The sequence below is a fragment of the Kamptonema formosum PCC 10802 genome (assembly GCF_000332335.1).
In the GTDB taxonomy this organism is placed as follows: domain Bacteria; phylum Cyanobacteriota; class Cyanobacteriia; order Cyanobacteriales; family Oscillatoriaceae; genus Oscillatoria.
Window position 1 is genome coordinate 3,454,650 of the sequence record NZ_KB235948.1, and the last position, 25,223, is coordinate 3,479,872.

Annotated in this window: 25 protein-coding genes and 1 pseudogene; 9 read left to right on the forward strand and 17 right to left on the reverse strand. The window is 53.9% G+C overall.

Annotated elements, in window-relative coordinates; translation table 11 throughout:
• Positions 1-82: 82 nt before the first annotated feature.
• Together OSC10802_RS0114735 and OSC10802_RS0114740 are read right to left on the reverse strand one after the other, a co-directional pair.
• Positions 83-2,047 carry a DUF3352 domain-containing protein gene (locus OSC10802_RS0114735; protein ID WP_017717535.1) on the reverse strand — a complete coding sequence of 655 codons (1,965 nt, stop codon included), beginning with the start codon at positions 2,045-2,047 and terminating at the stop codon, positions 83-85.
• A 115-nt stretch (positions 2,048-2,162) separates the two neighbouring features.
• Positions 2,163-2,834, reverse strand: coding sequence for a hypothetical protein (locus tag OSC10802_RS0114740; RefSeq protein ID WP_017717536.1), 672 nt, complete (start codon positions 2,832-2,834; stop codon positions 2,163-2,165).
• A gap of 618 nt (positions 2,835-3,452) precedes the next feature.
• Here OSC10802_RS0114740 and OSC10802_RS0114745 point away from each other — a divergent pair.
• Positions 3,453-4,001 carry a hypothetical protein gene (locus OSC10802_RS0114745; RefSeq protein WP_017717537.1) on the forward strand — a complete coding sequence of 183 codons (549 nt, stop codon included), beginning with the start codon at positions 3,453-3,455 and terminating at the stop codon, positions 3,999-4,001.
• Positions 4,002-4,445: 444 nt separating this feature from the next.
• Here the strand turns inward: OSC10802_RS0114745 and OSC10802_RS0114750 are convergent, their stop codons facing one another.
• Together OSC10802_RS0114750 and OSC10802_RS49865 are read right to left on the reverse strand one after the other, a co-directional pair.
• The gene (locus tag OSC10802_RS0114750) at positions 4,446-4,919 is read right to left on the reverse strand and encodes a CYTH domain-containing protein (RefSeq protein ID WP_017717538.1); all 474 of its coding nucleotides are present in this window, start codon (positions 4,917-4,919) and stop codon (positions 4,446-4,448) included.
• Positions 4,920-5,074: 155 nt separating this feature from the next.
• Complete coding sequence (locus OSC10802_RS49865; protein ID WP_155967778.1) at positions 5,075-5,299, reverse strand: hypothetical protein; 225 nt, start codon at positions 5,297-5,299, stop codon at positions 5,075-5,077.
• A gap of 65 nt (positions 5,300-5,364) precedes the next feature.
• On the opposite strand from OSC10802_RS49865, the gene OSC10802_RS0114760 reads away from it, so the two are divergent.
• On the forward strand, positions 5,365-6,630 hold the full coding sequence (locus OSC10802_RS0114760) for an acyltransferase family protein (RefSeq protein ID WP_017717540.1): 1,266 nt from the start codon (positions 5,365-5,367) through the stop codon (positions 6,628-6,630).
• Between the two features lie 254 nt (positions 6,631-6,884).
• Here the strand turns inward: OSC10802_RS0114760 and OSC10802_RS0114765 are convergent, their stop codons facing one another.
• The 6 genes from OSC10802_RS0114765 to OSC10802_RS49870 all read right to left on the reverse strand — a co-directional run bounded on the left by OSC10802_RS0114765 (position 6,885) and on the right by OSC10802_RS49870 (position 10,265).
• A complete protein-coding gene (locus tag OSC10802_RS0114765; RefSeq protein ID WP_017717541.1) occupies positions 6,885-7,661 on the reverse strand; it encodes an MBL fold metallo-hydrolase in 777 nt (258 codons plus the stop codon).
• A 92-nt stretch (positions 7,662-7,753) separates the two neighbouring features.
• The gene (locus OSC10802_RS0114770; RefSeq protein ID WP_017717542.1) at positions 7,754-8,341 is read right to left on the reverse strand and encodes an anthranilate synthase component II; all 588 of its coding nucleotides are present in this window, start codon (positions 8,339-8,341) and stop codon (positions 7,754-7,756) included.
• 68 nt (positions 8,342-8,409) lie between these two features.
• Complete coding sequence (locus OSC10802_RS0114775) at positions 8,410-8,865, reverse strand: diacylglycerol kinase family protein (RefSeq protein WP_017717543.1); 456 nt, start codon at positions 8,863-8,865, stop codon at positions 8,410-8,412.
• 144 nt (positions 8,866-9,009) lie between these two features.
• Entirely contained in the window at positions 9,010-9,561 is a 552-nt protein-coding gene (gene ybeY, locus OSC10802_RS0114780; protein ID WP_017717544.1) for an rRNA maturation RNase YbeY, read from the reverse strand.
• 17 nt (positions 9,562-9,578) lie between these two features.
• The gene (locus OSC10802_RS0114785) at positions 9,579-9,794 is read right to left on the reverse strand and encodes a DUF3285 domain-containing protein (protein WP_017717545.1); all 216 of its coding nucleotides are present in this window, start codon (positions 9,792-9,794) and stop codon (positions 9,579-9,581) included.
• A 174-nt stretch (positions 9,795-9,968) separates the two neighbouring features.
• Positions 9,969-10,265 carry a hypothetical protein gene (locus OSC10802_RS49870; protein WP_155967781.1) on the reverse strand — a complete coding sequence of 99 codons (297 nt, stop codon included), beginning with the start codon at positions 10,263-10,265 and terminating at the stop codon, positions 9,969-9,971.
• 160 nt (positions 10,266-10,425) lie between these two features.
• Between OSC10802_RS49870 and OSC10802_RS0114795 the strand changes: the two genes are divergently transcribed.
• On the forward strand, positions 10,426-15,870 hold the full coding sequence (locus tag OSC10802_RS0114795) for a trifunctional serine/threonine-protein kinase/ATP-binding protein/sensor histidine kinase (RefSeq protein WP_017717547.1): 5,445 nt from the start codon (positions 10,426-10,428) through the stop codon (positions 15,868-15,870).
• Between the two features lie 260 nt (positions 15,871-16,130).
• Here the strand turns inward: OSC10802_RS0114795 and psb30 (OSC10802_RS56975) are convergent.
• A pseudogene (psb30, locus tag OSC10802_RS56975) lies at positions 16,131-16,379 on the reverse strand (photosystem II reaction center protein Ycf12/Psb30); the annotation flags it as partial.
• A 285-nt stretch (positions 16,380-16,664) separates the two neighbouring features.
• Between psb30 (OSC10802_RS56975) and OSC10802_RS0114810 the strand changes: the two are divergent.
• The gene (locus OSC10802_RS0114810) at positions 16,665-17,903 is read left to right on the forward strand and encodes an L-lactate MFS transporter (RefSeq protein ID WP_017717550.1); all 1,239 of its coding nucleotides are present in this window, start codon (positions 16,665-16,667) and stop codon (positions 17,901-17,903) included.
• Positions 17,904-18,264: 361 nt separating this feature from the next.
• On the opposite strand, the gene psb30 (OSC10802_RS0114820) is transcribed toward OSC10802_RS0114810, so the two are convergent.
• Complete coding sequence (gene psb30, locus OSC10802_RS0114820) at positions 18,265-18,396, reverse strand: photosystem II reaction center protein Ycf12/Psb30 (protein WP_017717552.1); 132 nt, start codon at positions 18,394-18,396, stop codon at positions 18,265-18,267.
• Between the two features lie 238 nt (positions 18,397-18,634).
• Here psb30 (OSC10802_RS0114820) and OSC10802_RS0114825 point away from each other — a divergent pair, with 238 nt between their 5' ends.
• Positions 18,635-18,982: a YkgJ family cysteine cluster protein gene (locus OSC10802_RS0114825; RefSeq protein ID WP_017717553.1), complete on the forward strand. Its 348-nt coding sequence runs from the start codon at positions 18,635-18,637 to the stop codon at positions 18,980-18,982.
• 92 nt (positions 18,983-19,074) lie between these two features.
• Here OSC10802_RS0114825 and OSC10802_RS0114830 read toward each other — a convergent pair whose 3' ends face one another.
• Positions 19,075-19,287, reverse strand: coding sequence for a hypothetical protein (locus OSC10802_RS0114830; protein WP_155967784.1), 213 nt, complete (start codon positions 19,285-19,287; stop codon positions 19,075-19,077).
• A gap of 313 nt (positions 19,288-19,600) precedes the next feature.
• On the opposite strand from OSC10802_RS0114830, the gene OSC10802_RS54475 reads away from it, so the two are divergent.
• Together OSC10802_RS54475 and OSC10802_RS0114840 are read left to right on the forward strand one after the other, a co-directional pair.
• The gene (locus OSC10802_RS54475; protein ID WP_017717555.1) at positions 19,601-20,050 is read left to right on the forward strand and encodes a TMEM165/GDT1 family protein; all 450 of its coding nucleotides are present in this window, start codon (positions 19,601-19,603) and stop codon (positions 20,048-20,050) included.
• A 218-nt stretch (positions 20,051-20,268) separates the two neighbouring features.
• On the forward strand, positions 20,269-20,556 hold the full coding sequence (locus OSC10802_RS0114840; protein ID WP_017717556.1) for a TMEM165/GDT1 family protein: 288 nt from the start codon (positions 20,269-20,271) through the stop codon (positions 20,554-20,556).
• 110 nt (positions 20,557-20,666) lie between these two features.
• Here OSC10802_RS0114840 and OSC10802_RS0114845 read toward each other — a convergent pair whose 3' ends face one another.
• On the reverse strand, positions 20,667-21,176 hold the full coding sequence (locus OSC10802_RS0114845; RefSeq protein ID WP_017717557.1) for a DUF4149 domain-containing protein: 510 nt from the start codon (positions 21,174-21,176) through the stop codon (positions 20,667-20,669).
• A 191-nt stretch (positions 21,177-21,367) separates the two neighbouring features.
• On the opposite strand from OSC10802_RS0114845, the gene OSC10802_RS0114850 reads away from it, so the two are divergent.
• Both OSC10802_RS0114850 and queC read left to right on the forward strand, forming a co-directional pair.
• Positions 21,368-21,940, forward strand: a complete 573-nt coding sequence (locus OSC10802_RS0114850) for a DUF2808 domain-containing protein (protein WP_017717558.1) — start codon at positions 21,368-21,370, stop codon at positions 21,938-21,940.
• Positions 21,941-22,362: 422 nt separating this feature from the next.
• On the forward strand, positions 22,363-23,037 hold the full coding sequence (gene queC / locus OSC10802_RS0114855) for a 7-cyano-7-deazaguanine synthase QueC (RefSeq protein ID WP_017717559.1): 675 nt from the start codon (positions 22,363-22,365) through the stop codon (positions 23,035-23,037).
• A gap of 155 nt (positions 23,038-23,192) precedes the next feature.
• On the opposite strand, the gene OSC10802_RS40235 is transcribed toward queC, so the two are convergent.
• The 3 genes from OSC10802_RS40235 to OSC10802_RS40240 form a co-directional block, all read right to left on the reverse strand.
• Positions 23,193-23,906 carry a sensor histidine kinase gene (locus OSC10802_RS40235; RefSeq protein ID WP_017717560.1) on the reverse strand — a complete coding sequence of 238 codons (714 nt, stop codon included), beginning with the start codon at positions 23,904-23,906 and terminating at the stop codon, positions 23,193-23,195.
• Positions 23,903-24,127 (reverse strand): PAS domain S-box protein, encoded by a 225-nt coding sequence (locus OSC10802_RS52950; protein WP_017717561.1) that lies wholly within the window; start codon positions 24,125-24,127, stop codon positions 23,903-23,905. Before OSC10802_RS52950 ends, OSC10802_RS40235 begins: the two co-directional genes overlap by 4 nt.
• 280 nt (positions 24,128-24,407) lie before the next feature.
• Positions 24,408-24,719, reverse strand: coding sequence for a response regulator (locus OSC10802_RS40240; RefSeq protein WP_017717562.1), 312 nt, complete (start codon positions 24,717-24,719; stop codon positions 24,408-24,410).
• Positions 24,720-25,223: the final 504 nt, after the last annotated feature.

Genomic DNA, 25,223 nt, shown 5'->3' on the forward strand with positions numbered 1-25,223 from the left:
AGAGCCTCCGGAACTGCGTTCCCAGCCTGAGGCTGGGAACGAGGGAATAACTTATCATTCATAGCTCAGAACTCCTGATGTTTCATGGCTCCCTCACCGGCGCGAGCACCAGCACAACGTCCGCCTGCTGTTTTTCAGCCGTTGAGGAAGTGACAGCGCTCAGACTGCGCAGGGTTCCCAGCAGCCGCTTGGTCAGGCGAATGAACTCGGAACTGTCGTCAAGCGGCAAAAAACTGTAGGCAAACGACAGCACAGCCCCGCAGTTGAGGTAGAAGTTACCGTTATTAGGATAGGGCAAGCTGGCTGTAGCAGTTTGGAAGATATAAGTTTTTCCCAGGGGCGGATTGGGCTGGGGCGTGAGCGCGGACATCGGACCGCTACCGGTGGTCAGGACAAGGGTATTGCCATCCGCCCAGCCGTGAGCAAAAATGCTGCGAGCGTTTCCAGGCTGCTGAATTTCCCAGCTGCTGACGGGTTGAGCGCCGATCTGGCGGCTGCTAATCGCCAAAGAACCCCCCGATGAGGTGCCGGCAAACTCGTTCAGCTTGTCCAGGGCTTTCTCTGCTGCAGGGCGATCGCTGGTTCGCACCGTGAAACCCAGTCCAATTTTCAACTGATCGGCCAGAAAAGGGAAAAAACCCTGGTTGGCAGGAAACACAAACAGGGCGCACTCGCCATCCATCCAAGGGAGGATATCGCTGTCTAGATCCAGGCCGGTGAAATTGCGAATGAACCGGCGCAGCCCTTCAAACAAAGGTTTGGCCTCCTCGCCACCGGCACGGACGATGTTATCCCACTGCTGTTTGAGATTGCGGCTGCTGAAAGACAGGTAAGTGGCGGCGGGCAGCCGGTTGGCCACGGGCTCCGCATCCGGCGTCCCCACCGGCACGTTCTGGGGCTGGGGAATTTTGTAATAAACTTGAGCCATTGAGTGCAAACCTTCCGCTCGCACCCCAACCAGCACCTGCAGGGTGTCGTAAGTTTCTGCTATCTTTTGCAGCGCCGGTGCGATCAGCTGTAGCGGCGCTAAGGGAACCGGCACCCCCCCCGGCAGTTCCGACAGCTGTGTAAAATTCAGTTTGGCTGCTTTTGCCAGATTGCTGTAGCCCACAAACAGCGAGCCGGAAAACTGCGGCTGCTCCAAGGTGCGCTGGAAACCGGCAGTCTCGGCGAGGGGTTTTTTGCCGGCAGAATGCCTGTCTATCAACTGTTCTAGGGCTTCGCCGCTGGTGGAGGCGGCGACATATCCAGGCAAGAGCGCCAGCGCTAAACCCCGCTGGCCCATCGGCCCGGGGTTGGGCGCTGCCGGTTCTGCCGGTTCTGCCGGTTCTGCCGGCAAGGGGCTTTTGACCGCCACCGGCTGCCGGTGAGGCCAAGTTGAAACCGGCAGTATCTTGTCCGCCGGCTGAAAACCCCTTGACGCCCGGCTTTTCAATCCAAAATCCAAAATCCCCAATCCAAAATCTCCAGAGGCGCGCGACTCGGGTGCCGGTTCTGGTTTGGGCGGACTTTCTTGCGGGAGCTCTGGGACAGTTTCCGGCGATTCAGTGTCGGGGAGGGGTTGCGGCGCTGCCCACTCCAAAATTTTGACCCCCTTATAGTCGCGCTCCACCGGCGCTTCGCCCCGATTTTCTTGCAATTTGGCCACAAAAGCCTTCATGCCGGCGGCATCTCTGACGGCTGCTAGCATCAGGGTGCAGGCACCAAAGCAGGGAATTTGGGCGTCTGCCGGCGGGCCCAGCACAGCCAGCGCCGCCCACTCCCCCACCCAGGGCTGGACATCTGCGGTGAAATTAATCCCCGGCGGCAGCAGCGGCAGTCTTCCCGGGCCGGTAAACTCTATGGGAAGGGGATTAAATCGGTTTAAGCTGCCCCAAGCTTTTGCAGTGGTGTTGATCAGCAAGACAGCCGCCACATCCTCAGGCAACATTTCGGTGACCGGCGGAGGCGGTGCCGGTGCTGGGGCTCTGGAGTCGGGCTGAGCGGTGGCAGCACCGGCTCTCAGGACGAGAAGCGCGAGCAGTGGTATGGCGGCGCGATGTAACAAGGCGGCAGTCTCCCGATAAGCGTTTTACCAGAAAGACTAGCCTGTGGCTGCCGGTTTCGCAACCGAGCGCAGAAACCGGGGTTCTCAAAGACAGCCGGTTTCTTGTGCCTGCGAGTCAGTCGCAAACGCTGACGGTTTCCAGCTTGCCATTGACAAAGTAGAAAACATCCGAACAGTATGCTATCGTGCTGAGATTTAAATCTTTAGGCACCCCATCTGAATTGGTGGGCGAGCGCCACAGTTCGATTGCCGGGGAAGCGACAAACTTTTCCCGCTCGGGTGTTCCAGGCTTGAGCGGAAAATAGCTGCGGGATGCTGGGCCGAGTTCTTTTGCCGGTTTGAATGTCATCGCCGTATAGATAAAGTCCTGATTTGGGTTGGTGACGATTTTGAAATTCCTGACTGCAACTGTGCCAAAAGGTGTTTCTCCCGTGCCCCGATTCAGCAGAAGCTCAAACCGAAACTCCGACGTCTTTGAGTTGACTAGCAACAGGGCGTATTCCTTCAAGCCATCACCGTTAAAGTCCGCCGTGAAGATGCTGCAAGTCAGCTTCTTGTTCGATTGCCGCTCGTACTGGCGAATTGATGCTACAAAGTCTTTCTCCTGCGCCAGCCGGTAGTTTTCCAGCCTGTCGGTTGCTGCCACCGGCGCGGGAAGTGTTCCAGAACACTGGACATCGGGCACCACCGGCGGAGGCGGTGCGGCTAGGGGTTGGGCCGGTGGGGGAGTATCTTTGCAAGCAGCCAGCAGCAGGGTGAGCGCCAGCAGGGAGATTCTTCTGAGCATCGTTGCGGGATCAAATAGGTGAGCCAGTAGACGCGACCTGTGGCAATCGCGGTTTCGCGCGAGGCGATACAGAGCTATTAACCTAAACTTTAGCTTAAGAATTCTCGTTTCTTTCGCCCAGGCGAGCGCCCCACCGGCCCACAGCTGACCGTACTGGGTATTAGCTCTCGTCGCCGCTAAAACCGCCCTCCGCCCCCCAGCCAGCCCAACCCATTACTTTCCCCCTTACCCAAACCCAAGCCAAAAGTCAAGAGGAAAAATTTTAAAATTTGTTTTTTTGCTTTGACCGCAGCCTTCCCCCCAGGGGAGCGCGATTGGGGTTGGTAATGGGCGGTGGCTAAAAATTCCTGATTTTACCGATATGGCAAGAGAGGTTGGGGGAGCCGGCGCTTATAGCCTTTCTCATCCAAAGTGAGGTACTGAGAAACCCGGTTTCTTTAAGAAACCGGGTTTCTGGGCCATAGTTCATCCAGCGGATCGCCGCTATATTGCTAGTGGGCAGGTGCGCGGTGCCGGCACGACTCGCTGGTTGATGGGCCTTACCCCTCACTTATTCTTGCGAATCTTCTCTGATATGCTATCATCGATTTTGAACCTTGTTAAGTTAAAGGAGACAAAATGAGCGTTAATTTGCGCAACCTCCTGATTGGAGCCGGAGTTGCTGCTGTCGGCGGCATAGGCATAAAATTAGCCAGTGATTATTTACGCAACCGGGGCCAAGAACAGCAGGTAGAAGGGGAATCTGTAACCGATCAGCCCGAACAGCAGGCTATCCAACAAGTTCCTGCTGGGGCACTCTCTGCCAGCCAAGTCGCTTACGTTAATGTAGAACCCAGTTCGGTGCAGGGTTTCCTCGATAAGAGCTTTGGTTCTCCCGGTCGCTACACCCCCACTCGTCCGCCCAAGGTCTTTGAATACCAAGGCCAGCAATATATGGTCATTTGGGCCCGGGATAACCAGAAGAACAAAAATCAAATGCTGGCTTTTATCTATAAAGATAGTGGCCGCAGCATGGTCGCTAGCGTCGGCTATACCGGCGATGCCTCAGACTACAATATCAATTTAGAAAGCACCCCCCTGGCTGTGGAAATTAATGGCAAACAAATCAAATCCGGTAAGGGGAATGCCGAAGGAACTGATGAAGTGGATTTGGTTGTCGCTGCTTAACTTGAGTTCCTTTAATTAACCTTTCGCTCTCTCGGGTGGTGGGGGTGCCACCACCCGCTCTTATCCCTATTTTGGATTTTGGATTTTGGATTTTGGATTTTGAATTTTGGATTGAAAAAGGCGACATTCCCCTCGTTCCCAGGCTCTGCCTGGGAACGCGATCCAGGAGGCTCTGCCTTGAAAAGGTTTGTAGTTGGGCTTTAGCCCTACCGAATCTCCCGCAGTGGAGCAAGTTTTCATTGGTGGCGGTGTGCGCAGTTCATCGTGACTGCCTTGAAAATAGTCTTGTAGGGGCGATGCCCCGCCCTGGGGACTCGCTTCGGGTGGCGGACGCTCCAGTAGGGCTAAAGCCCAACTACGAACCTTTTCAAGTCAGAGCCTCCTCTCTCAAACAAGCCGATTAAAAACCTAACAGCTTACTTCATTCCCTTCAAAACCGCTGTCTTAGCTATTTGGCCACTGCCTGAAAGGATTTTTGGCTAAATTAGAATTAAAATATCGTGCGTCTCCCGATACTTCCTTGTCTATCCAGTCCGGCAATGGCACTTCTTGATTTTCTCCGGTAAGTTCCACTTCCGCTAAGATTAACCCTTGATTTTCCCCGGCAAATTCATCCACCTCCCAAGTAAACTCCCCTACGGCTATTGTGTAGCGCGTCTTTTCAATATAAGGCCGGTCGCATAAAGTCTCTAATATCTCTCGGGCGTCTTCTACGGGAATGGGGTACTCAAATTCAGCTCTAGTATTCCCCACTGTCGCGCCTTTAATCGTTAAATAGCCGCGCTCACCGGCAATTCGCACGCGCACGGTGCGCCCTTCTTGTGTGGGAATATATCCCTGACAGTAATATTTGCCTTCAGCGAGCCCTCGCCATCCGTCGCCTTTCACTAAAAATTTGCGTTCTATCTCAGTAGCCATTTGAATCCTGTTAAGCTGTTAGGCTTTTAAACTGCTTTTTCGTTGAAAGGAGGCAGAGCCTCCTGATTGCGTTCCCAGGCTCTGCCTGGGAACGAGAGAATAACGAGAGAATACCCCGATGAGTGGGGAGATGATTGTTCTTTGAATGGGAGTGTCTAGTTCCTGGAAGTGCCACCGGCGCGGCGGGAGGGGCGGAGTTTTTGCGAGCAGCAGAATAAACTCCAGCGGGGAATTCTTCTGAGCGTCTGCACCGGCATGGAAGCGGGATGGAACAGGTGAGCGAGCCGGCGCGCCTTGTGGCCATCGCGGTGTCGGGCGAAGGCGCACCCTCCTGGCTCACGCCCCACCCGCCCCACCGGCAGCACCGGCTCGGGTTGCAATCGGGTTGCAAAATGTTCGCCTCTTCCCTATTCTAGCAAACAGTGCGTAACTCAAAACGTCCCCAATGCCTCAACACCTAGCGCCCCTCCCAACCGCACCCTTCAAAAACACCACCAATCACCTAGATGCCCTTTTGGCTCTCCGGGGATTTGCTTGCTTGATGATAGTCGCCTTCCACTGCGCCGCCCCCAGAGAGTCTATTATATATAAAAACCATGACCTCAGCTGGCTCTTATTCAGCCACGGACTCGCCGGCGTTTGGATTTTATTCGCGCTTTCCGGCTACCTAATGGGTAAAGTCTTTTATACCGAGCGCTACACCGCAGACGTGCCAGGTGCCCTCAACTTTTGGCGCAACCGGCTCCTGAGAATTTGCCCCCTTTACTACTTCGCCATCTTAATTCTATCACTCTTTGTCTACCCCCACATCCTCAAGCCGGAAAACTGGGCAACTCTCGCCAGACTCCTCACCTTTACCTACAATCAAGTCTTGCCTCCTGGAGATTTCAACATTGCCCTTTGGGCGATTTCCACAGAAGTGCAATTTTACCTAATTGCCCCCTTCATCTACACCTTTTTCAAACCGCGCTTGCAGAAACCCCGGCAAGTCATCTTAGCCGCCGGTGGGATTGCCCTCTTCTCATTTGGCTTGAGGCTTGCCGTGTGGATCGCCCTGCGAAACCAGATTGGCGAAAAGAGCTTGTACTATTTCAAATATTCCTACAACCCCCTGCTGACTAACCTGGATATCTTCTTGTTGGGGTTTCTAGTCAATGCCTGGATTCAAACCAGCCAGCGGGATTATCTTCAAGCCGTCACGCCCGACTTCCTCAAGAAATTGAGACTGCCTAAATTACCTGTAAAAACACTTGCGGTTGCGCTAGTCGTCTCCTTCTATCTGCTGACAGCCCATCACATCTATCACCAAGAACTCTGGAGATTGCCCGGACGTGCCGGTGGAGTCAGGACCGCCGCCCTGTTTTTCATCTTGCCGGTGCTTGCAGCCGCCGTGACATCTTTCTTCATCTTTGCCTTTGAGTCTGGCGGGTCCTACTGGGCATTTCAGCAAACAGAAAGACTCTCATTCGATGCCTGTCTGAAAAATCCCTCACGACTTCTAGAAGTTTTCGGCAACCTCTCCTATGGCATCTATATTTGGCACGTCCCGATCAATCGAAGTCTAGCGCCTATTTTCACCTCAGAGATTCCCGTGGAAGCCTTCTATTTCAGGCTGACCTCGACCCTGCTCATGTCCGCATTGCTCGCCTCCGTAACCTACTACTTGGTAGAAATCCCAGCCGGCAGGCTCAAGACTTTTAGAAAGTCCTGAAGCCAGCATTGCCTTGCGGGGTGCCCCACTCTCAGCACACTCCGCACCCTACTGTCGTCTAAATCATTCGTGTAAATTTCAGAACCCCGGTTTCTTAAAGAAACCGGGGTTCTGGGCCCACAGCGGTTGCCCAAATGATTTAGAATTGCGATAAAAAAAATTATTTCACAAATCAATTATAACCTCTATAACGCACCCGGCTTTTCTCGTAGGGTGCGTTATGCGATAGCGTAACGCACCCTACTTTTTTACTTCTAAAACTTATAACTCAAGACAGAAATCACCGGCCCCTCTGCGGGGACATCAGCAGGAGTGAGCGTCAGGGTATCACTATTAATGGAGCGAATCGAAGCCTGATTAACCAAACTCAGGAATTGCTCCAGAGGGGAAATATCGCAAGTATTCGCATCAGCAGCTTGAGTGCGGTAATGGGTGGGAATGACCATCTTGGGATTGAGGACTTGCATCGCTTGGGCAGCTTCTTGAGGCGTGTAGGTTTTGGCCCCGCCGCCCACCGGCAGCAGCAGCAAATCGGGACGCCCTATGAGGATTTTTTGCTCGATGGTAATCGGAGCCGCCGCTCCGCCCAAGTGGACAATATTAATGCCGGCTTGCGACCATTTCCAAATCACATTGATGCCAAATCGCCGCCCGCCCTCGCGATCGTGGGCGATTTGAATGCCCTGGATCTGTTTCCCGCCCAGCTGGTAAACACCGGCTTCGTACAGCAGTCTGGGATTTCCGGGGACAACTTCTAGCGATCCTTCATCCAGCAGCTGAGAGCTAATCAGCACCAAATCTGCACTAACACCGGGAGCGCGATATCCCGCTGTGCAGCCCTGCGGTTTAAAGGGATTGGCCAGTACCCGCTGTCCGCCACCGGCAAACAAAAAGCAAGTGTGACCCAACCACTGAACAGAGAGGGAGTCACTGGTTTGCGCCCGCGATGGCTGAGTGCCGGCACTCAGGCTAGTTGCTAGAGCCGCACACACACCCATCGGGACGTAGCGCATCAACTGTCGCCGCTTCATCATCAAATTTCTCAGTTTACAGTCAACTGTTAATTCTCCCCCGCCACCGAGCCGCCGATTAACAGTCAACCACTAACCACTAACAGCTCTCCCTACAGCCGTTCTAGGAAGTTGCGCAGCATTTGCTTCCCAGAACTGGTGAGAATACTTTCTGGGTGAAATTGCACGCCTTCGATGTGAGGGTAGTCGCGGTGGCGCACGCCCATAATAGTGCCGTCGTCAACCCAAGCGGTAATTTCCAGCACTTCGGGGCAAGTTTGGCGGTCAATCACCAGACTGTGATAGCGGGTCGCCGTCAGCGGAGATTCCAATCCCTGGAAAACCCCGACGCCGGTGTGGTGCACCTGAGAGGTTTTGCCGTGCATGAGTTCTGGGGCGGAGACAATATCGCCACCAAACACTTGACCGATGCTTTGATGCCCCAAGCAGACGCCGAAAATCGGCAGTGTCGGGCCCAGCTCTCTGATCGCATCGAGAGAAATGCCGGCATCTTCCGGGCGTTTGGGACCGGGGGAAATCACCACCCCAGCCGCCCCAGAGGCGCGGATCTCCTCCAGAGTGATTTGGTCATTGCGGTAAACCTGAATTTCCGCCGCCACCGGCAATTCAGCCCCCAGCTCTCCCAGATACTGCACCAGGTTGTAGGTGAAGCTGTCGTAGTTATCGATAACAATAATCAAAGCTGACTCTCCTTAGCGCGATTCGCCATTGCCCGACCACTTCGGGGCTTCAGCGCGCTCGCTCATTGCTAAAAGCTAATTGCTGAAACCTTGGCTAGCAGTGGGGGCAGCAGGAGGGAGCCGGCCACTAGCACAGCGGCGAAAGCGGAAACCAGAACTGCCCCAGCAGCACAGTCCTTTGCTATTTTAGCAAGTTCGTGGTAACTCTGCTTAACCGTTAAGTCAACGACCGATTCTATCGCCGTATTGAGCAATTCCATCGCCAGCACCGCCCCAATGGTCAGCCCAATCACCGCCATCTGCACCGCCGGCAGCTGCAAAAAAACGCCCAGGCCAATAGCCAGAGCGCCAATTACGAGGTGGATGCGGAAGTTCCGCTGGGTTTGGAAGGCGTAGCTGAGGCCCGCCCAGGCGTATTTGAAACTGATGAACAAGTTGGGGGCAACCCGCCACGAGAGCACTCGCTTGCGTTCCACCACCGGACTCGCGCCGTTTGGGGGCGGTGCCGAACCGTCTTTTGTCATGGGCAGAACACTGGATGATAAAAGCTTGTTGCTGAAGGATTTAGCCGTTGCCGACGTTACAGGCCGTTTATTTAACTGCATAATGGGTAAGATGAACGCACTTGAGACCGGTGATCTTGCCAACCACTCCTGCACCACGCAGTCTTAAGACTGCATTTCTATTTCCTCTTCAGTCAATAGACCAATTGCGTGCAGTAAAGTTGCTTGCTGCTCGAGCATGCGAGTCAGGCTGTCAGAATCCGGGTGGTCCCAGCCCAAGAGATGCAGCAGTCCGTGGGCTGCCAGCCATGCCAGCTCTGTCTGCAAGCTGTGCCCCCGGTCGAGGGCTTGCCGGCTGGCCGTCTCTACCGAAATTGCGATATCACCCAGATACACAGGCTCCTCGTCGAATTCCTCTGCCGGCTGAGGATAGTCTACCTCCAAAGCAGCAAAAGCTAACACATCGGTTGGTTTGTCCTGGTGACGGTACTGGGCGTTGAGGGCTTGTATTTCAGCATCGCCGGTCAGGCGCAGGCTCAGTTCTAGGGCCCTAGCCGGTGGCAGCTCCGCATGCTGGATTTCTAGCCACTGGTAAAACCAATTCTGCCAGGTTTCAGCGGGGATTGCCGTATACGGCGTTACTAAAGACTGGCCGGAGTCCTCCGCCTCAAAACAGTCCTGCACACTGACTTCAACTTGCAAACTTGCGGTTCCCATGCAGCATTGCTCCCCGCTCAACGAGTTAGGTAGGCCAGCCCGACCAGAACAGCCAGCAAACCTCCGGTGGTGAGGGTGAAATGCTTCAGCGATGTGCCCCGCTTGCGCACCATGTTGCGCATGGCCAACTTCACGTAACTCGGTTGGGGTTCCCCTGGCACCGGCACCCCTGCGGGCCCAGTTGCCTCGGACTGCTGCTCTGAAGCTTGGGAAGGTGAGGCGGGTTGGCTCATAATGTTGCGCTCCTACAGGTTAGCGTGCGGATTATTATCCACCCAAAACGGGATTGTAAAAATACCCTAACAAATTTTCCCCCAAATGTAACAAATTCTTTACACTCCGGGGAGCTGCAGCCCCAGAACGGCTGGTCCTGCCCTGGGCCAAGGCCGGCGCGCCAGAGCGAATCCTCATTGCACCGGCACCGGCATGACAGCAGGGATCAGCCGCCACAGGTCCTGTCCCGCCCCCGGTAGAGCGCCCCGGCGTGAGTCGCGTGCGCCCGCAGCCTGCGTCAGTCCAGCAGCCGGTCTATTTTTAATCTGGACACTCACCAGCGCCCCCTCAACCCATTTCGGGAAAATTTGAAATAATCTAACACTGAGGTCAATTTTTGTAAAGATCGGGGGTAACTTTTTCCGGCAATTGTTCCGGCACAGTCCAAGGCCGGCGGCTGACACCCCCAGAGCCCCTGCCGGCCTGGCCATCCTTTCTTTGCCGCCCTGCGCAGGCCACAGGCCCCTAGCTAATGGCCACGCCAACAAATTCCGCGTTCCCCCAGGGCTTGCCATTTTTAATACATAGGTTAAGCTGGTAGAAAGTCTTTTGGCGGGATAAAAGCGGCTCTCTTTGGGAGAAGAAAACACCATGAAGCTCCTCGCAGGTTACAGGATCGCAGAACAAATTCACTCTAGCGTCAAGACACTCATCTATCGCGGGCTGAGAGAGTCCGACCAGACACCAGTTATCATTAAAGTCCTCAACACAGAATATCCCACACTCAGCGAAATCGTGAGGCTGAGAAATCAATATACCATCGCCAGAAATCTGGAGTGGCCAGGAATTGTAAAGACATTTAGCCTGGAACCCTATCAGAACGGGTTCGCCCTCATACAGGAGGACTTTGGAGGCAAATCCTTAAAAGATTATATCGCATCAACCCCGCTGACGCTGCTCCGGTTTATGAAAATAGCCATCCAGATTGCCGGCACGCTAGAGGGGCTGGCTCTGAACCGCATCATCCACAAAGATATCAAACCGGAAAATATCCTGATTAACCCAGAAACCCTGGAAGTAAAACTCACAGATTTTAGCATCTCCTCACTCTTGCCCAGAGAGACTCAGAGCCTGAAAAATCCCAGCGGACTTGAAGGCACCCTGGCTTACATGTCACCCGAACAGACCGGCAGGATGAACCGGGGCATTGATTACCGCACAGATTTCTACTCTCTAGGCGTCACCTTCTACGAAATGCTGACCGGCCAGCTGCCGTTCCCACCGGCGGACCCGATGGAATTAGTCCACTGCCACATCGCCAAACAGCCGGTGCCCCCCCACGAACTGCAACCAGCCATTCCCCACGCCGTGTCAGCCATCGTGATGAAATTGATGGCGAAAACAGCCGAAGACAGATATCAAAGCGCCAGAGGGCTGAAGGCAGACTTAGAAACCTGCCTGCACCGTTGGGAAACCGCCGGCACAATTTCCCACTTTTCTCTAGGCAAGCGAGATATTTCAGACCGATTCCAGATTCCAGAGAAACTTTACGGGCGAGAAGCCGAAATTGCCAGCTTGATGGCGGCTTTTGACCGCGCAGCCGGCGGCGCAACAGAAATGATGCTCGTGGCAGGGTTTTCCGGGACAGGCAAATCCGCAACAGTGCGAGAAGTTCACAAACCCATTGTCGCTAAGCGCGGCTATTTTATCACCGGCAAATTTGACCATTTCAAGCGCAATATCCCCTTCACCGCTCTGGTTCAGGCATTCCGAGACTTAATCCGGCAGCTGCTAACTGAAAGTCAAGATCGCATTGCCCTCTGGAAAGATACTCTCACTAAAACCCTGGGGGCAAACGCCCAGGTAATTATCGATGTCATTCCAGAAGTAGAGCGGATCGTTGGCAAACAGGCAGGGGTTGCCGAACTGGGGCCAACTGAATCGCAAAACCGCTTCAATCGCGTCTTTCAAAAATTTATCCGGGTGTTCGCACAAGCCGATCACCCGCTCGTCTTATTCCTGGATGACTTGCAGTGGGCGGATTCCGCTTCCCTGAAGCTGCTCCAGCTGCTGGTGGCAGATCCGGACACCCAGTATCTATTTGTGATTGGCGCGTATCGCGACAGCGAAGTCAGCCGGGCTCACCCCCTGATGCTGACTGCAGACACCATTAAAAAAGCCGGCGCTACAGTCAGCCAGATTGTTTTGCAGCCTTTAACCAGCGCCAACCTCACCCGATTAGTGGCTGACGCCCTCAGCTGTCCGGAAGAGCGAGCCCAACCCCTGGCGCAACAGGTCTTTCAGAAAACCGAGGGCAATCCCTTCTTTGCCACTCAGTTTTTAAAATCGCTTTATGAAGAAGGGGTGTTAAAATATGACTCTAGCCTCGGATACTGGCAGTGCGACATTGCCAAAGTCAAAGCCTTGGCGGTTTCCGAGAATGTCGTCGAGTTTATGGCGGCTCAGCTGCAAAAGCTGCCGGTGAGCGCCCAAGAGGTGTTAAAGCTGGCGGCTTGTACCGGCAATCAGTTCGACTTAGAGACTGTGGCAATTGTGCGCGAGAAGTCTCCGGCTGAAACTGCGGCTGACTTGTGGAAAGCCTTGCAGGAAGGACTCGTTCTCCCAGTCAGCGAGGTTTACAAGTTTTTTCAGGATGAGGGGAAATCCGCTGTGGCGCACCCCGCATCGCCCACCGGCAAAGAGGAGCAATCGCCGGTGCCCGACGAAGAGCGCCCCACCTACAAGTTCCTGCACGATCGAGTGCAGCAAGCGGCGTACTCTCTGATCCCAGAAGCAGATAAAAAAGCCACCCACCTGAAAATTGGCCAGCTGTTGCTGGAAAATACCCGTCCCGAGGAGCTAGAAGAGAGCATCTTTGATATTGTCAACCAGCTGAATATCGGGGTTGAACTCATTGCCAGCGAGTCAGAAACTCAGGGCGGGTTGGCGCGGAAGCTCTGTGGCAAGCGGGTAGAGTCGATAAACCCGTACCAGCTGGCACAGCTCAATCTGATAGCCGGTCGGAAAGCCCAGTCAGCCACCGCTTACGAACCGGCAGTCAGGTATTTGAATGTGGGGTTGGAGCTGCTGGGGGCTGAGTGCTGGACTCACTCCTATGAGACGGCGCTGGCGCTCTATGTGGCCGCCGCCGAAGCCCACTACCTGAACACCAATTTTGAGCGCTCCAAACACCTGTCAGACATCGCTCTCCAGCACGCCAAGACTCTCCTCGAAAAAGTCAAAATTTACGAGATCGTCATCCAGTATTATATCGCTCAAAATCAGATGCAAGCCGCGATCGATACGGCGCTGCAAATTCTGGAAGCGCTCGGAGTTTCCCTCGAGCGAGATCCCCTGACCCCACAGTCAATTGAGGATTTAGCTGACCTGCCGGTGATGGCCGCCCCCTACAAACTCGCCGCCATGCGGATCTTATTAACTGTCACGGCACCGAGTTTTATTGCCAATCCCCTGATAGGCGTGCGGGTTATCTTTACCGCCCTCAATCTCTCTATAAAATATGGCAACTGTTCCCTCGCAGCTTCCGCCTATGCCTATTATGGCGTACTGCTCTGCGGACCGCTAGGAGACATCGAGTCTGGCTATCAATTCGGCAAACTGGGGTTGAGGTTGCTGGAAAAATTCAGCGCCACCTCACTCAAATGTCAAGTGTGCCTGCTCTTTTATACTGCTATCCTCCAGTGGAAAGAGCACGCCCGCGAAACCGTAGAGCCGTTGGCGGAGGCGATTCAAAGTGGGCAGGAAACCGGCAGCATAGAATATGCCTGCTACAGCGCGGTCTATTACTGCACCCACAGCTTTTTTATTGGAGAGAATCTGGAAGCAGTCGAGCGGAAATTCGCTCACTCTATTGAGCTGGCTCAAAACCTGAAGCAGGCAGCAAGTCTGTCTTACCTGCAAATCTGGCAGCAAACCGTTTTGAACTTGCTGGGAGAGTCGGAGGAGGTGACTCGCTTGCAGGGGCGAGCCTTTGATGAGGGAAAGATGCTGCCGGCACTGATTGAATCTAAGAATTTTGGCTCCATCTTTTCTGCCTATTTTGCTAAAGCGTTTCTTCTCTATCTGCATAAAGACTTCGCTCAGTCGCTGGAAAACGCCAAGTTAGCGGAAACATACGCTGAAGGTGTGGGTGGGGCGCTGGCGCTCGCCAAACAGCATTTCTACTGGGCTCTCGCCCTCCTGGCTCTCTATCCCGCTGCAGAGGAAAAAGAGCGAGAGCAATCCCTGCTGAAAGTGGGGGCGCTTCAGGAAAAACTCAAGCAGTGGGCTGCGCACGCGCCCGCCAATTTCCAGCACAATTGCGACCTGGTGGCGGCGGAAAAAGCGCGAGTCTTGGGGGACCCCCTGCTGGCGATGGAGCTTTATGACCGCGCCATAAGTGGGGCCAAAAACACCGGCTACATCCAAGAAGAATCCCTGGGGAATGAACTGGCTGCTGAGTTTTATCTGGCGCTGGGGAGAGAGAGAATCGCGCAAACCTATCTCACGGATGCTTACTATGGCTACGCTCGCTGGGGAGCAATTGCCAAGGCGCGAGACTTGGAAACGCGATACCCCCGCTTGCTCGCCAGAATCACCGCCAGAACGGTCGCCGGCACGCTCAGCGCCGCAGAAACACTGCCCGCAGTGGCAACCCAGACGAACACCGCCACCACCACCGGCGGTTCCGCCGTGCTGGATTTGGCAGCGGCGATCAAAGCTTCCCTCGCTCTTTCCGAAGAAATCGTTCTCGAAAAGCTGCTCTCGAAGTTGATGCGCGTTATCCTGGAAAATGCCGGCGCGCAAAAAGGCTGTCTGGTTCTGGAGAAAGCCGGCAAACTGGCTATCGAAGCAGCGGGGGCGATTGATTGTGAGGGTGTGGCGGTGCTGCAGTCGATTCCCATTGAGAGCAGTCGGGAGATTCCGGCGGCGATCGTCAACTACACTAACCGCACTCAAGAATATCTGGTTTTAAATGATGCGGCGAAGGAGTCTATCTTTGCAGCGGACCCTTACATCGCTGCCGTTCAGCCGAAATCTGTGCTCTGTTCGCCGGTCCTCCACAAAGGCAAGCGGATCGGGATTCTTTATTTGGAGAATAATTTGAGTGTCGGTGTGTTCACGCCGGAAAGATTGGAGGTGCTGAAACTGCTCTCCTCTCAAGCGGCTATCTCTCTGGAGAATGCTTTATTATACCGCGATTTGCAGCAATCTGAAGCGCAGCTGCAAGAAAAAGCCACCCAGCTAGAGCAGTCTCTCGAAGAACTCCAGCGGGCGCAACTCCAAGTGATCCAGAGTGAGAAGATGTCGAGTCTGGGCCAGCTGGTTGCCGGTGTCGCCCACGAAATTAACAATCCGGTTGGCTTTATTCACGGCAACCTCTCCCACGCGGTGAATTACACAAACGACATCCTCAACCACTTGCAACTCTATCGGGACGCCTATCCCCATCCGGTTGCGGAAATCAAGAAGGATGCGGAGGCGATTGATTTGGAGTACCTGATTGAAGACTTGCCCAAAATGCTGTCTTCGATGAAATTCGGCACTGACCGGATTAGCGAGATTGTGCGCTCGCTGCGCACTTTCTCCCGCTCCGATGCCGATAATAAAACTCTATTCGATATCCATCAGGGCACTGACAGCACCCTGCTGATTCTCGCCCACCGGCTCAAACCCCGTGGCTCGCACCCGGGTATAAAGGTGATTAAGGAGTACGGCAATCTGCCTTTAGTTGAGTGCTATGCCGGCCCCCTGAATCAGGTGTTTATGAATCTGCTGGCGAATGCTATTGACGCCCTGGAAGAACAGGGGATACAGGAGCCGGCGATCCGCATTCGCACTGAAGTGGTGAGCGGCCATTCTGTGGCTGTCCGCATCGCGGACAATGGAGCCGGCATGACGGAAGAGGTGCGCTCTAAGCTGTTTAAAACCTCGTTCACCACTAAATCCGCCGGCAAGGGAACCGGGTTGGGGCTGCCGATTAGCTACCAGATTGTGGTGGAGAAACACGGCGGACAGCTTCACTGCGTTTCTCAACCCGGTCAGGGAGCGGAATTTATTATTGAAATTCCCCTCGGACAGCCTAACCAGAAATAGCCGCCGCCGGTGGGGCTAAAGCCCAACTACATACTTTGGGCTAAAGCCCAACTACATACTTTGGGCTAAAGCCCAACTACATACTTTGGGCTAAAGCCCAACTACAAACCTTTGGGCATTAGCCCAACTACAAACCTTTGGGCATTAGCCCAACTACATACTTTGGGCTAAAGCCCAACTACAAACCTTTGGGCTAAAGCCCAACTACAAACGGTGGGGCTAAAGCCCAACTACAAACGGGGCCGGCACAACCGCTCCCCTCACTCCACCGGCAGCCAGCATGACTCTCGCTCCCAGGTTCTGTCCGGGAACGCATATATTCTGGCGCAGCTTCTGGGAATCTGTCCCTCGGAACCAGTGCCAACGGATTTCCGAAACAACCGCCGGCTTTGCCTCCCCTTGGCCACTGACTCCATGTCCCCGCCGCGAGCCGCCAGCAAAAAGATGACCGCAGGGCCAGAAAGCACGATCGGGGCCACGAAGGTCAGCTGAACTATGGGTTCCAAGTTGGCGTTGCCGAAAAAATGAAACTAAACTTAACATTTTGGGCGCTGATTGTGCTTGACAGCAACGCCCCCATACCCAAGAATTATGGGGACAACAGTAAAGCCTGGTTTTTGACGGGCTACATCACCTGGGAAAACGCTGGCATAGCTGGCGTTAACCGTTGCTGTGAATTGGGAAATCGGGACAGTAGGAACAGGAGTGAAAATAAAATTTCTGCCCCTGCCGCCACAACCAAAACCCAATAAAATTTTCACATTTAACCAAATACTTGTGGCCCAATAAAAATGATGACAGATACCAAGGATTTGCAGATTTTCGGAATGCCCGCCGTTAGAGGCCGATGGATATTTGTACTGCTGGGATTGGTGACATTGTTGTGCATGGGAACGGTTTATTCCTGGAGCATATTTCGCAGCCCTTTACAAGAGCTGTTAAAAATTAATGCTACTGAGAGTTTATTGCCATTCACAGTTTTGCTATTGCTCTTCTCCCTATTAATGCCAGTTGCCGGATTTCAGATGGAGCGGCTGGGGCCAGCAAAAATGATGGCACTGGGGGGTGTGGTTATGGGGGTTGGTTATGTGCTTTCTGGTTTCGCCAGTAACACCCTGGTGTTGACGATTACTTATGGCGTGATTGCAGGAGCTGGAGTTGGCATGGCTTATGGGGTTCCCCTGGCGGTTTCCGCTAAGTGGTTTCCTGATAAAAAGGGATTGGCCGTAGGGTTAACCGTGATTGGGTTTGGTTTGTCGCCTCTGGTGACAGCGCCTCTGGCGAAAAGCGAGATCGCCTCTTTTGGGGTTCTAAATACGTTTATGATCCTGGGGGTGGCGTTCGCCACCATTATCGTCGCCATCTCCACTCTCATGCAGCTCCCCCCGAAAGGATGGCAACCACCAGGGTGGGAGCCTTTAACTCCCTCGATCGCATCAGCGGATAAAAGTGACGAAAAACTGTGGCAACTGCCTTCGTTTTATACCTTATGGTTTTGCTACGCGATCAGCACCTTTGCCGGTTTATCAGCTATCGGCATTTCCAGCTCAGTGGCTCAGGAAATTATCAAACTCAAACCCGAAACCGCCGCCCTAGCCGTTTCTGTGTTTGCCGTGTTTAATGGATTAGGTCGCCCCTTGTTTGGTTGGCTAGCTGACCGGCTTCAGCCCCGAAGAGCCGCCAGCATCTCCTACGTCTTAATTCTGATCGCTTCTATCCTCATGCTCCATGCCAAAGAAGGTCAAGTTTTCACCTATATGGCAGCTTTCTCCACATTTTGGCTCTGCTTAGGCGGTTGGTTGGCTCTCGCTCCCACCGCTACTTTAAAACTCTTCAACTCCGCCAATTACGCCAAAAACTACGGCCTGGTCTTTACAGCCTATGGCGTCGGAGCTTTACTAGGAACCATGATAGCAGGACAAATCCGCGACTTATTCGGCAGCTATACCTATGCTTTTTATCCCACGGCTATTTTAGCCGTCTTGGGAATTATCCTAGCTGAATTTAAACTGGGTCATAGCTCCGCGCCTTGAAAACTTATATCAAATCCGGTGGATTAACCCGAAAGACCTAATGTTTTGATTCGGGAAACTGCAGCGCTACAAGGGCTGATTCTCTCCGGCACCAAGCCGGTCTATCAACCGCATCGCCACCCGTGCGGCTGACTGTGGGACAGAGATCCCAGTGCGCCGTGGCCAGTGGCCACTGCCACGGCGAACAGCGACAAGAACCAGCTGGCAGTCAGAGGCTCCAGGCTAACGCCTCTCACAACCCGCTGCTTGTTTCCTGACAGATTTCCAAAAAAAAACAGTCGCCGGTGCGACTGCTCCATCCCGGTCTGTAGGGCCAGTTGACCAACTGGCCCACCGGCAGCCAGAGATTCCAGACCGCTGACTACATATCGCCGCCGCGAGCAGCCAGCAAAAAGATGACCACAGGGCCAGAAAGCATGATCAGGGCCACGAAGGTCAGCTGAAATATGGGTTCCAAGTTGGCGTTGCCTAGAAAATTCGTTAAAAAGTCCATTTCTCCTTCCTCTTTGTCCTAACTGACACGACAGCTGCGCTGAAAAATCCGCTTTCGATTTTACCCGACCGGCACTCATTTTTTTTAAGTAACTTTACAAAAATCTATAAAATGCAATAAGCTGGCCGGCGGTCGCGCCAGAAGCCGGCGGCTAAAAACCGCTAGGCTCATAAGGCTAGAGAGATTCCCCGAGGGCTCTCAACTCCTGACCCCTAACCCCTAACCCCTAACCCCAACAATGGCCACTTGGCGCTGCACGAAATGTGGGGCCTGCTGCTATCTCGACCCCGACGAGCGTCCTGACTTGGATGAGTATTTATCTCCAGAGGAGCTGCAGGTTTACCTGAGCATGGTCGGTGACGACGGCTGGTGCGTGAACTTCGACCGCACCACCCGAGAGTGCCGCATCTACCCGGACCGCCCTCGCTTCTGTCGGGTGCAAGCCGATGTCTTTCAAGACTTATACGGCATTTATCCCGATGAGTTAAACGACTTTGCCATTGACTGCTGCCGGCAGCACATTGAGGACATCTACGGCGAGCAAAGCCTGGAAATGATTCGCTTTAACCGAGAAGTTGGCCCATGATCTCTGTCGTTTCAATCCCGTTGCCAAAGATTCGCCGGCCACAAATCCTCTCCTCCTACCCCCTGCTGAAATCATTGTCGCATTGATATGGGCTAGGCTTGCACAACCGGGATGCTGCCGCTAAATTTACCACAGCCTGCGCCCAGCTCGTAGCTCCTGTTGCAGAGCGCGACTGGCCCGTCTGGAATCTCCTCTGGAATCGCCTCTGGAAGAGCAAAGGCCCAGATTTTAGGCCCAACCGGCACCGGCTCTATGCGCCTCCCCCCGCCCCCAGCGCCCTGGCCGGCGAGCCGGCGTAACATCACTTTCGTTTGAATACTTATTTCTTTTCCCTCGGAGGGCTGAGGGCTCTCGTTCCCAGCCTCAGGCTGGGAACGCCCTTCTGGAGGCTCTGCCTCCTTTCAAGGAACAGGCAGATTAAAAACCTAACAGCTCACCCGATAAATTAATAGTAACAAATTAAACGAAATTTATCCAAGCGAGGCGCGTGCGTGCCGGTGGCGGGCGTCAAGGCCGGTCGTGCGGCGCGCAGTGCGTGCCGGTGGGATTGAGAATCAGGCGGGAGTGTGATAAAAATGAAAAGAATATGAAACCCACTCAGCGTATAGCCAAGTGCCTGTGAAAACTTCCACCTTGCCCGATCGCCAGCGCGTCTCGGAATCCGCTCAACCCTCAGTCACGCGAGATGCCAAAGACTGTCCCGACGCTCCCGACACAGCCACTCAAATAGCTCAACCCTCTGACAGTGCGGGCGCACGGAACGAGAGCAAACCGGCAAAGCAGCTGACGCCTGGTGCCTGGGGAGTGTTCGCCTCCACCTTTTTCACCATCTTTCTGGCGGAAATGGGAGATAAAACCCAGATAGCCACCCTGCTGATGGCGGCAGAATCCCACGCCCCTTGGGTCGTGTTCTTGGGAGCCGGGTCAGCTTTAATCGCCACCAGCTTGATAGGCGTGCTCCTCGGTCGGTGGCTGGCGTCGCGGCTGTCGCCCAAAACCCTGGAAACATCAGCCGGCTTCATTTTGCTTTTCATCTCCGCCTCACTGATTTGGGATGTGCTGCATTAAGAGGTCATTTATCAAGAAAAAGTGAAGCAACACGAAACCGCGTTTCTTTTGCTGGGCCAGCTGATATGTAATGGCATACGGCCTGTAGGGGCCGCCCCCCGTGGCCGCCCCCGAAGGATTCTTCTTCCCTGACAGTTCTTTCTTCTGGGCTCTTCCCTCTGGCGAGCTTCTCGACGACTTGAGTGAAACAACAATTACTAACGAGCAATTAATAACTGATGAACTGGCAACTTTTAGGACTGAGCTTTATCACTGTGTTTCTGTCAGAATTAGGAGACAAAAGCCAATTAGCGGCTATCGCCCTCGGCGGCAGCTCCAAATCCCCCCGCGCCGTCTTTTTGGGGACCGCTGTCGCTCTCTTGCTGACCAGTTTCCTGGGCGTAATCGCTGGCGTTGGTGCGGCGGAGTTGCTGCCGGCGCGGTTGGTGAAAGCCCTGGCAGCCATCGGCTTCGCCGTGATGGCCGTTCGCCTGCTCTGGCCCAGCGCAGAGTCAGCCCACGATTGAGATGAACTTGAGTGGTGGCGAGAAACCACAGCAAGAAACCCGGTTTCTTGAAAGAAACCGGGTTTCTCCTGACTTCACTTAGGTGCCTGAAACGGCACCTATTGCGATTGCTACTTGACAGCAGCGTGCTGCCGGTAGAACAGCGCCAGCAGGGAGCCAGCCGCTGCTAGCTTGAAAGCTTCCAGTGCCCAGTAACTGCTGTGCATTTGATTCATCGCCAGCGGAATTTCGGCAGCCGGCTCGAACAGGTTCAGCTGCAGCCCCAGGGCGCTCATGTAAGGGGTGAGGGCGTAGGTATCCACCAAGGCAACGGCTAGCAGTAATGCAGATAAGATAATTGCGGTGCGGCCTTGATTGCCAAAAGCGCAGTGGGTGCTGTATAGAACTAGCGCCCCCGTTAGTGCCAGACCGGCGCACAGCAACTCCAGGCGATTAAATACCCAGAAAAGTGAATAGCCGGCTGTGACGAACCCCGGTTGAGTCATCATACCGGCTGAGTACAGGGCCGGCATGAACACAAAGTCCAGAATAGCACAGGCGCTCAGCCAGAAGGCCAATGTAAAAATGACAGCGGTTTGCCATGCCGGGCGTTTTGATTCAGTTTGATAAATGGCCGCCATAGATATACCTCTTTTTGCCTTACCCCCAGCTTAGCGAATCTATTCCGAAAGGAGTGTAAAAAATCTTTGCGGGCCCACCGCCAATCTGTCGCAAGACTTATTTACGTGATTTCACTGGCTTTTCTTGTAAAGAAATGTTAAAATTAAAAAAACTTCAACTGAAGTCAGCTCTGCGATGGGGGTGAGCCATAATGCAAAATGTCAGGCGCACTGCGGCAGTGTTGGGTGCGAGCTTGGCGCTGGCGGCGGGAAGCTGGGTGAATGCCAGTGAGCCGGCACCGGCAGTGCGGCTGGCGGATGGCATGGTTTACTTTGTCGAGCCTCCCCGTCTGCTGTCAGCCACCACCACCCAGAAGGCCACCGGTGTTTGGGGAGCTATGTACTATTTCACCCTCAGCGTACCCGAGAGTGCCGGCGAACCCCTGCGACAGGTGCTGATTCGCCAGCGGGAGGGCTCGGACACCCTGGAATTCGACTGGGACGGCACCCGCGCCTTTGAAGGCACGCCCTCGAACCGAGGGGCGAGGTTGGGGCTCGCGCCGGTGAGAACCGACCGGCAAGCGCGAACAGTCTCCGTCACCTTCGACCCGCCGGTTCCTCCAGGCTCAACAGTAACGGTGGCCCTCCGCCCCGTGCAGAATCCCCACTTTAGCGGCATCTATTTATTTGGCGTCACCGCTTACCCAGCCGGCGAGCCCTCTCACGGCCAATTTCTCGGCTATGGCCGGTTTCACTTCTATAGCGGCGGCGACAGCTGGTTTTGAGATATAGCAGCAGCCACTTAGGTGAGGACATTAGACCTTAAGGGCACGGAGGGAACGCCTGCCCTACGTCTATACCTCGCAGGACAGGCGTTCCCTCCGACGGAGTGTCCATTACTGAGCTGTCAGCTGCGATAATTTCCGCTGGTATCGTTTTTTATCTTTGCAGGGGCGGGGAAGCGCGGATCTCTCTATTAAAAAGAGAATTGCTTTTAAAAATCAGTTACTGGAAAATAACGATATAAGCGTAAAGTAGATAAAGCAGTCCTGAGTGCAAACGGCTGAGCGATGATTGTATGGCAGCAGTCATATTGGGCGCGGACATCAGTAGCCTGGGGATAAAAGGCGTAGGACAGGCGTCTCGCCTGTCCTACTGTCCGTTCCCCAAGTGAATACTGCTATACTGAGGACTGAGGATTGAGTTGATGAAAGCAGTTGTCTTACTCTCCGGGGGATTGGACTCCTCCACGGTTTTGTATCAAGCCAAGGCAGATGGCTGCGAGTGCTTGGCGATTTCCTTTGATTACCAGCAGCGGCACCGGCGCGAACTGGACTCAGCGGCAAAAATCGCCCGCAGTGCCGGTGTGGCAGAACATCAGGTGGTGGGGTTTGACTTGCGCCGGTGGGGAGGTTCCGCCCTCACAGACGACCGGCTGGACTTGCCGCGCCAGCGCTCCCTGGCAGAAATGGGCAGCAGCATCCCCATCACTTACGTTCCGGCGCGAAACACGATTTTTCTGAGCTTTGCTCTAGCATACGCCGAAATCAGCGGTGCCGGTCGGGTTTATCTCGGCGTCAACGCCTTGGACTACTCCGGGTATCCCGACTGCCGGCCAGATTACATGCAAGCCATGCAGCAAGTCTACCGCCTGGGAACAAAACAGGGGCGCTCTGGAGAGCCGGTGGAAATTGTCGCGCCGCTGATTGACCTGAAGAAAACCGAAATCATCCAGCTGGGGAACCGGCTGGGCGTTCCCTGGGAGCACACCTGGTCTTGCTACGCCGGCGCTGAAGTCGCTTGTGGCGTCTGTGACTCGTGCCAGTTGCGCCTAGCCGCGTTTGAGGAGTTGGGGTTAAAAGACCCCCTGCCCTACGCTTAAAAAGGTTTGTAGTTGGGCTAATGCCCAACCGGCCTGCCGCCTCCCCGGACAATCTTCACAAGTTTGTAGTTGGGCTAATGCCCAACCTGCCGGCTCCCCCGACAATATTCAAAGGTTTGTAGTTGGGCTAATGCCCAACGCTCCCTTGACAATTTTCACAGGTTTGTAGTTGAGCTAATGCCCCCTGCCGGCAGCGACAAGTAAAACGTGCTGCCCTCACCGATCACACTCTCAGCCCACAGCCTTCCGGCATGTTGCTCGACGATGTTGCGGCAAATCGCCAGTCCTAAACCCGTCCCCCCTTTCTTGCGGGAATCGGAGGCGTCAACCTGTTGAAACCGCTCGAAAATAGTTTCCAGCTTGTCGGCAGGAATGCCCCGCCCTCGGTCTTTAACTTTAAATAATACAGTGGGGCTCACGCTTTCGGGCGCGGTGTCTGGGTTGGATTGTTCCTCTCCCTGGATTTTCCCGTTTTCATTCCGCATTTCAACCACCAGCCAAACTGCAGAATCTGCCGGGGAGAAATTTATAGCATTCCTGAGCATATTTGTCAAGACCTGGATAATTCGGTCGGGATCGGCTTCAAATTCCAGGGGTTGGGGAGAAACGCACAAAGTAACTCCAGCGTCCTTCGCGATAACCTGCATCTGCTCGCCGGCTTGCAACATCAGGTCAGCAGCACTCACCCGATATTTCGACAGCTTAAGCGGGCCAGACTGCAAGCGTTCCAGGTCGAGGATGTCGCTGACGAGCCAGACCTGGCGTTTGGTATTCACCGCTGCAATTTCTATCAGGCGTCGTTTCTTTTCGGGCTGAGTGTCTATCAAACCGCTCGCTAGCAGCTCTAAGGAGCCGTAAATGGAAGTCATGGGGTTGCGGATTCGTGGCTGACCACGGAGATGAATTCATCTTTCATTCGCTCTAAAGCCCGCCGCTCCGTAACATCTTCCCCAATTCTCATGATGCCAACCCTCTCGCCTCGCAAATTTTGCTGCGGCGTGTTTTTCCAGGCTACGGTTCGGATTTGGCCGTCACGGGTTATGAACACATCATAGTTGGGGGTAGAAAAGGCATTTATAGCAGGAGTCATATTGCTTATAGCATAAGTTGAGTAGGATGAAATATGTACGACAGGCGTCTCGCCTAGTTTACTGGTTTAACCTAAATGCATACTGCTATAGCTAGCACTAGCGGTTTTCCCCTTGATAGCACAAATCGTCCGCCTCTTTGGATTATCTTTGGACGTTTATAATTTTATGTTTTTCCACCAGTCTCACTGTTACTCTTGAATTATACTGCCCGGTGGAATGGGCGTTTGTCGTTTTTGTTGCGGGAACCGCTGAGAATTTCTCTCTCTATATTAGCTCTCTCTATATTAGCTTGACGACATAATCATCCGCCCCGGAGTCCAAGCCCCTGACTTTATCATTGCTGGTGTCGCGAGCGGCGATCGTCAGCACGGGCAATTGATAGCCATGTGAGCGCAACCGCCGGCAAAAGCTAACACCATCCAGCCTCGGGAGCGTCACGTCCAGCAAAACCAAGTCATAGTCAATGATTTGGACTTGCTCCCAGCCCGCCTCCCCTTCCCTGAGCAGATCTACTGTATAAAGTTGGTCAGTGAGGGCTTTGACCAAAGCGTCCCCAAGACGCACCTCATCTTCCACCAATAACACTCTCATATTAGCATTATTTGAATTGCATTTTTAGAATGAAAATATCTGCCCAAAAAAAATCGTAGGAGCAATATTTGCTGTTATTTATAGCAGGAGCCATTTAGGTTAGGACATTAATGCCCAATGCCGAATGCTTAATACCCAATGCCCAATGCCCAATGGGCATTGCTGTGAGCCTTTCCCATGCGCCATCCCCCATGCGCCATGCCCCATACGCCATGTCATTAATGTCCGCGCCCAATATGACTGCTGCTATAAACAACGCTCTGTACTCCTCCCTGGGTTACGACCGGGAAGAATTGCTTTCGATGCGCGTTCTGGATATATAGCGTTTCTCATATTAGTGAGGTCCTGAGAAACCCGGTTTCTTAAAGAAACCGGGTTTCTCGGCCATAGTTCATTCAACTGAGAAACGCTATAGATCCGGACGTTACAGAAGAAATATGGCTAGAGCTAGGGCAAGCAATGAAGAGGCGGGGCTCTCTGTTCTTTGAGTCTCGCCATCGCCGT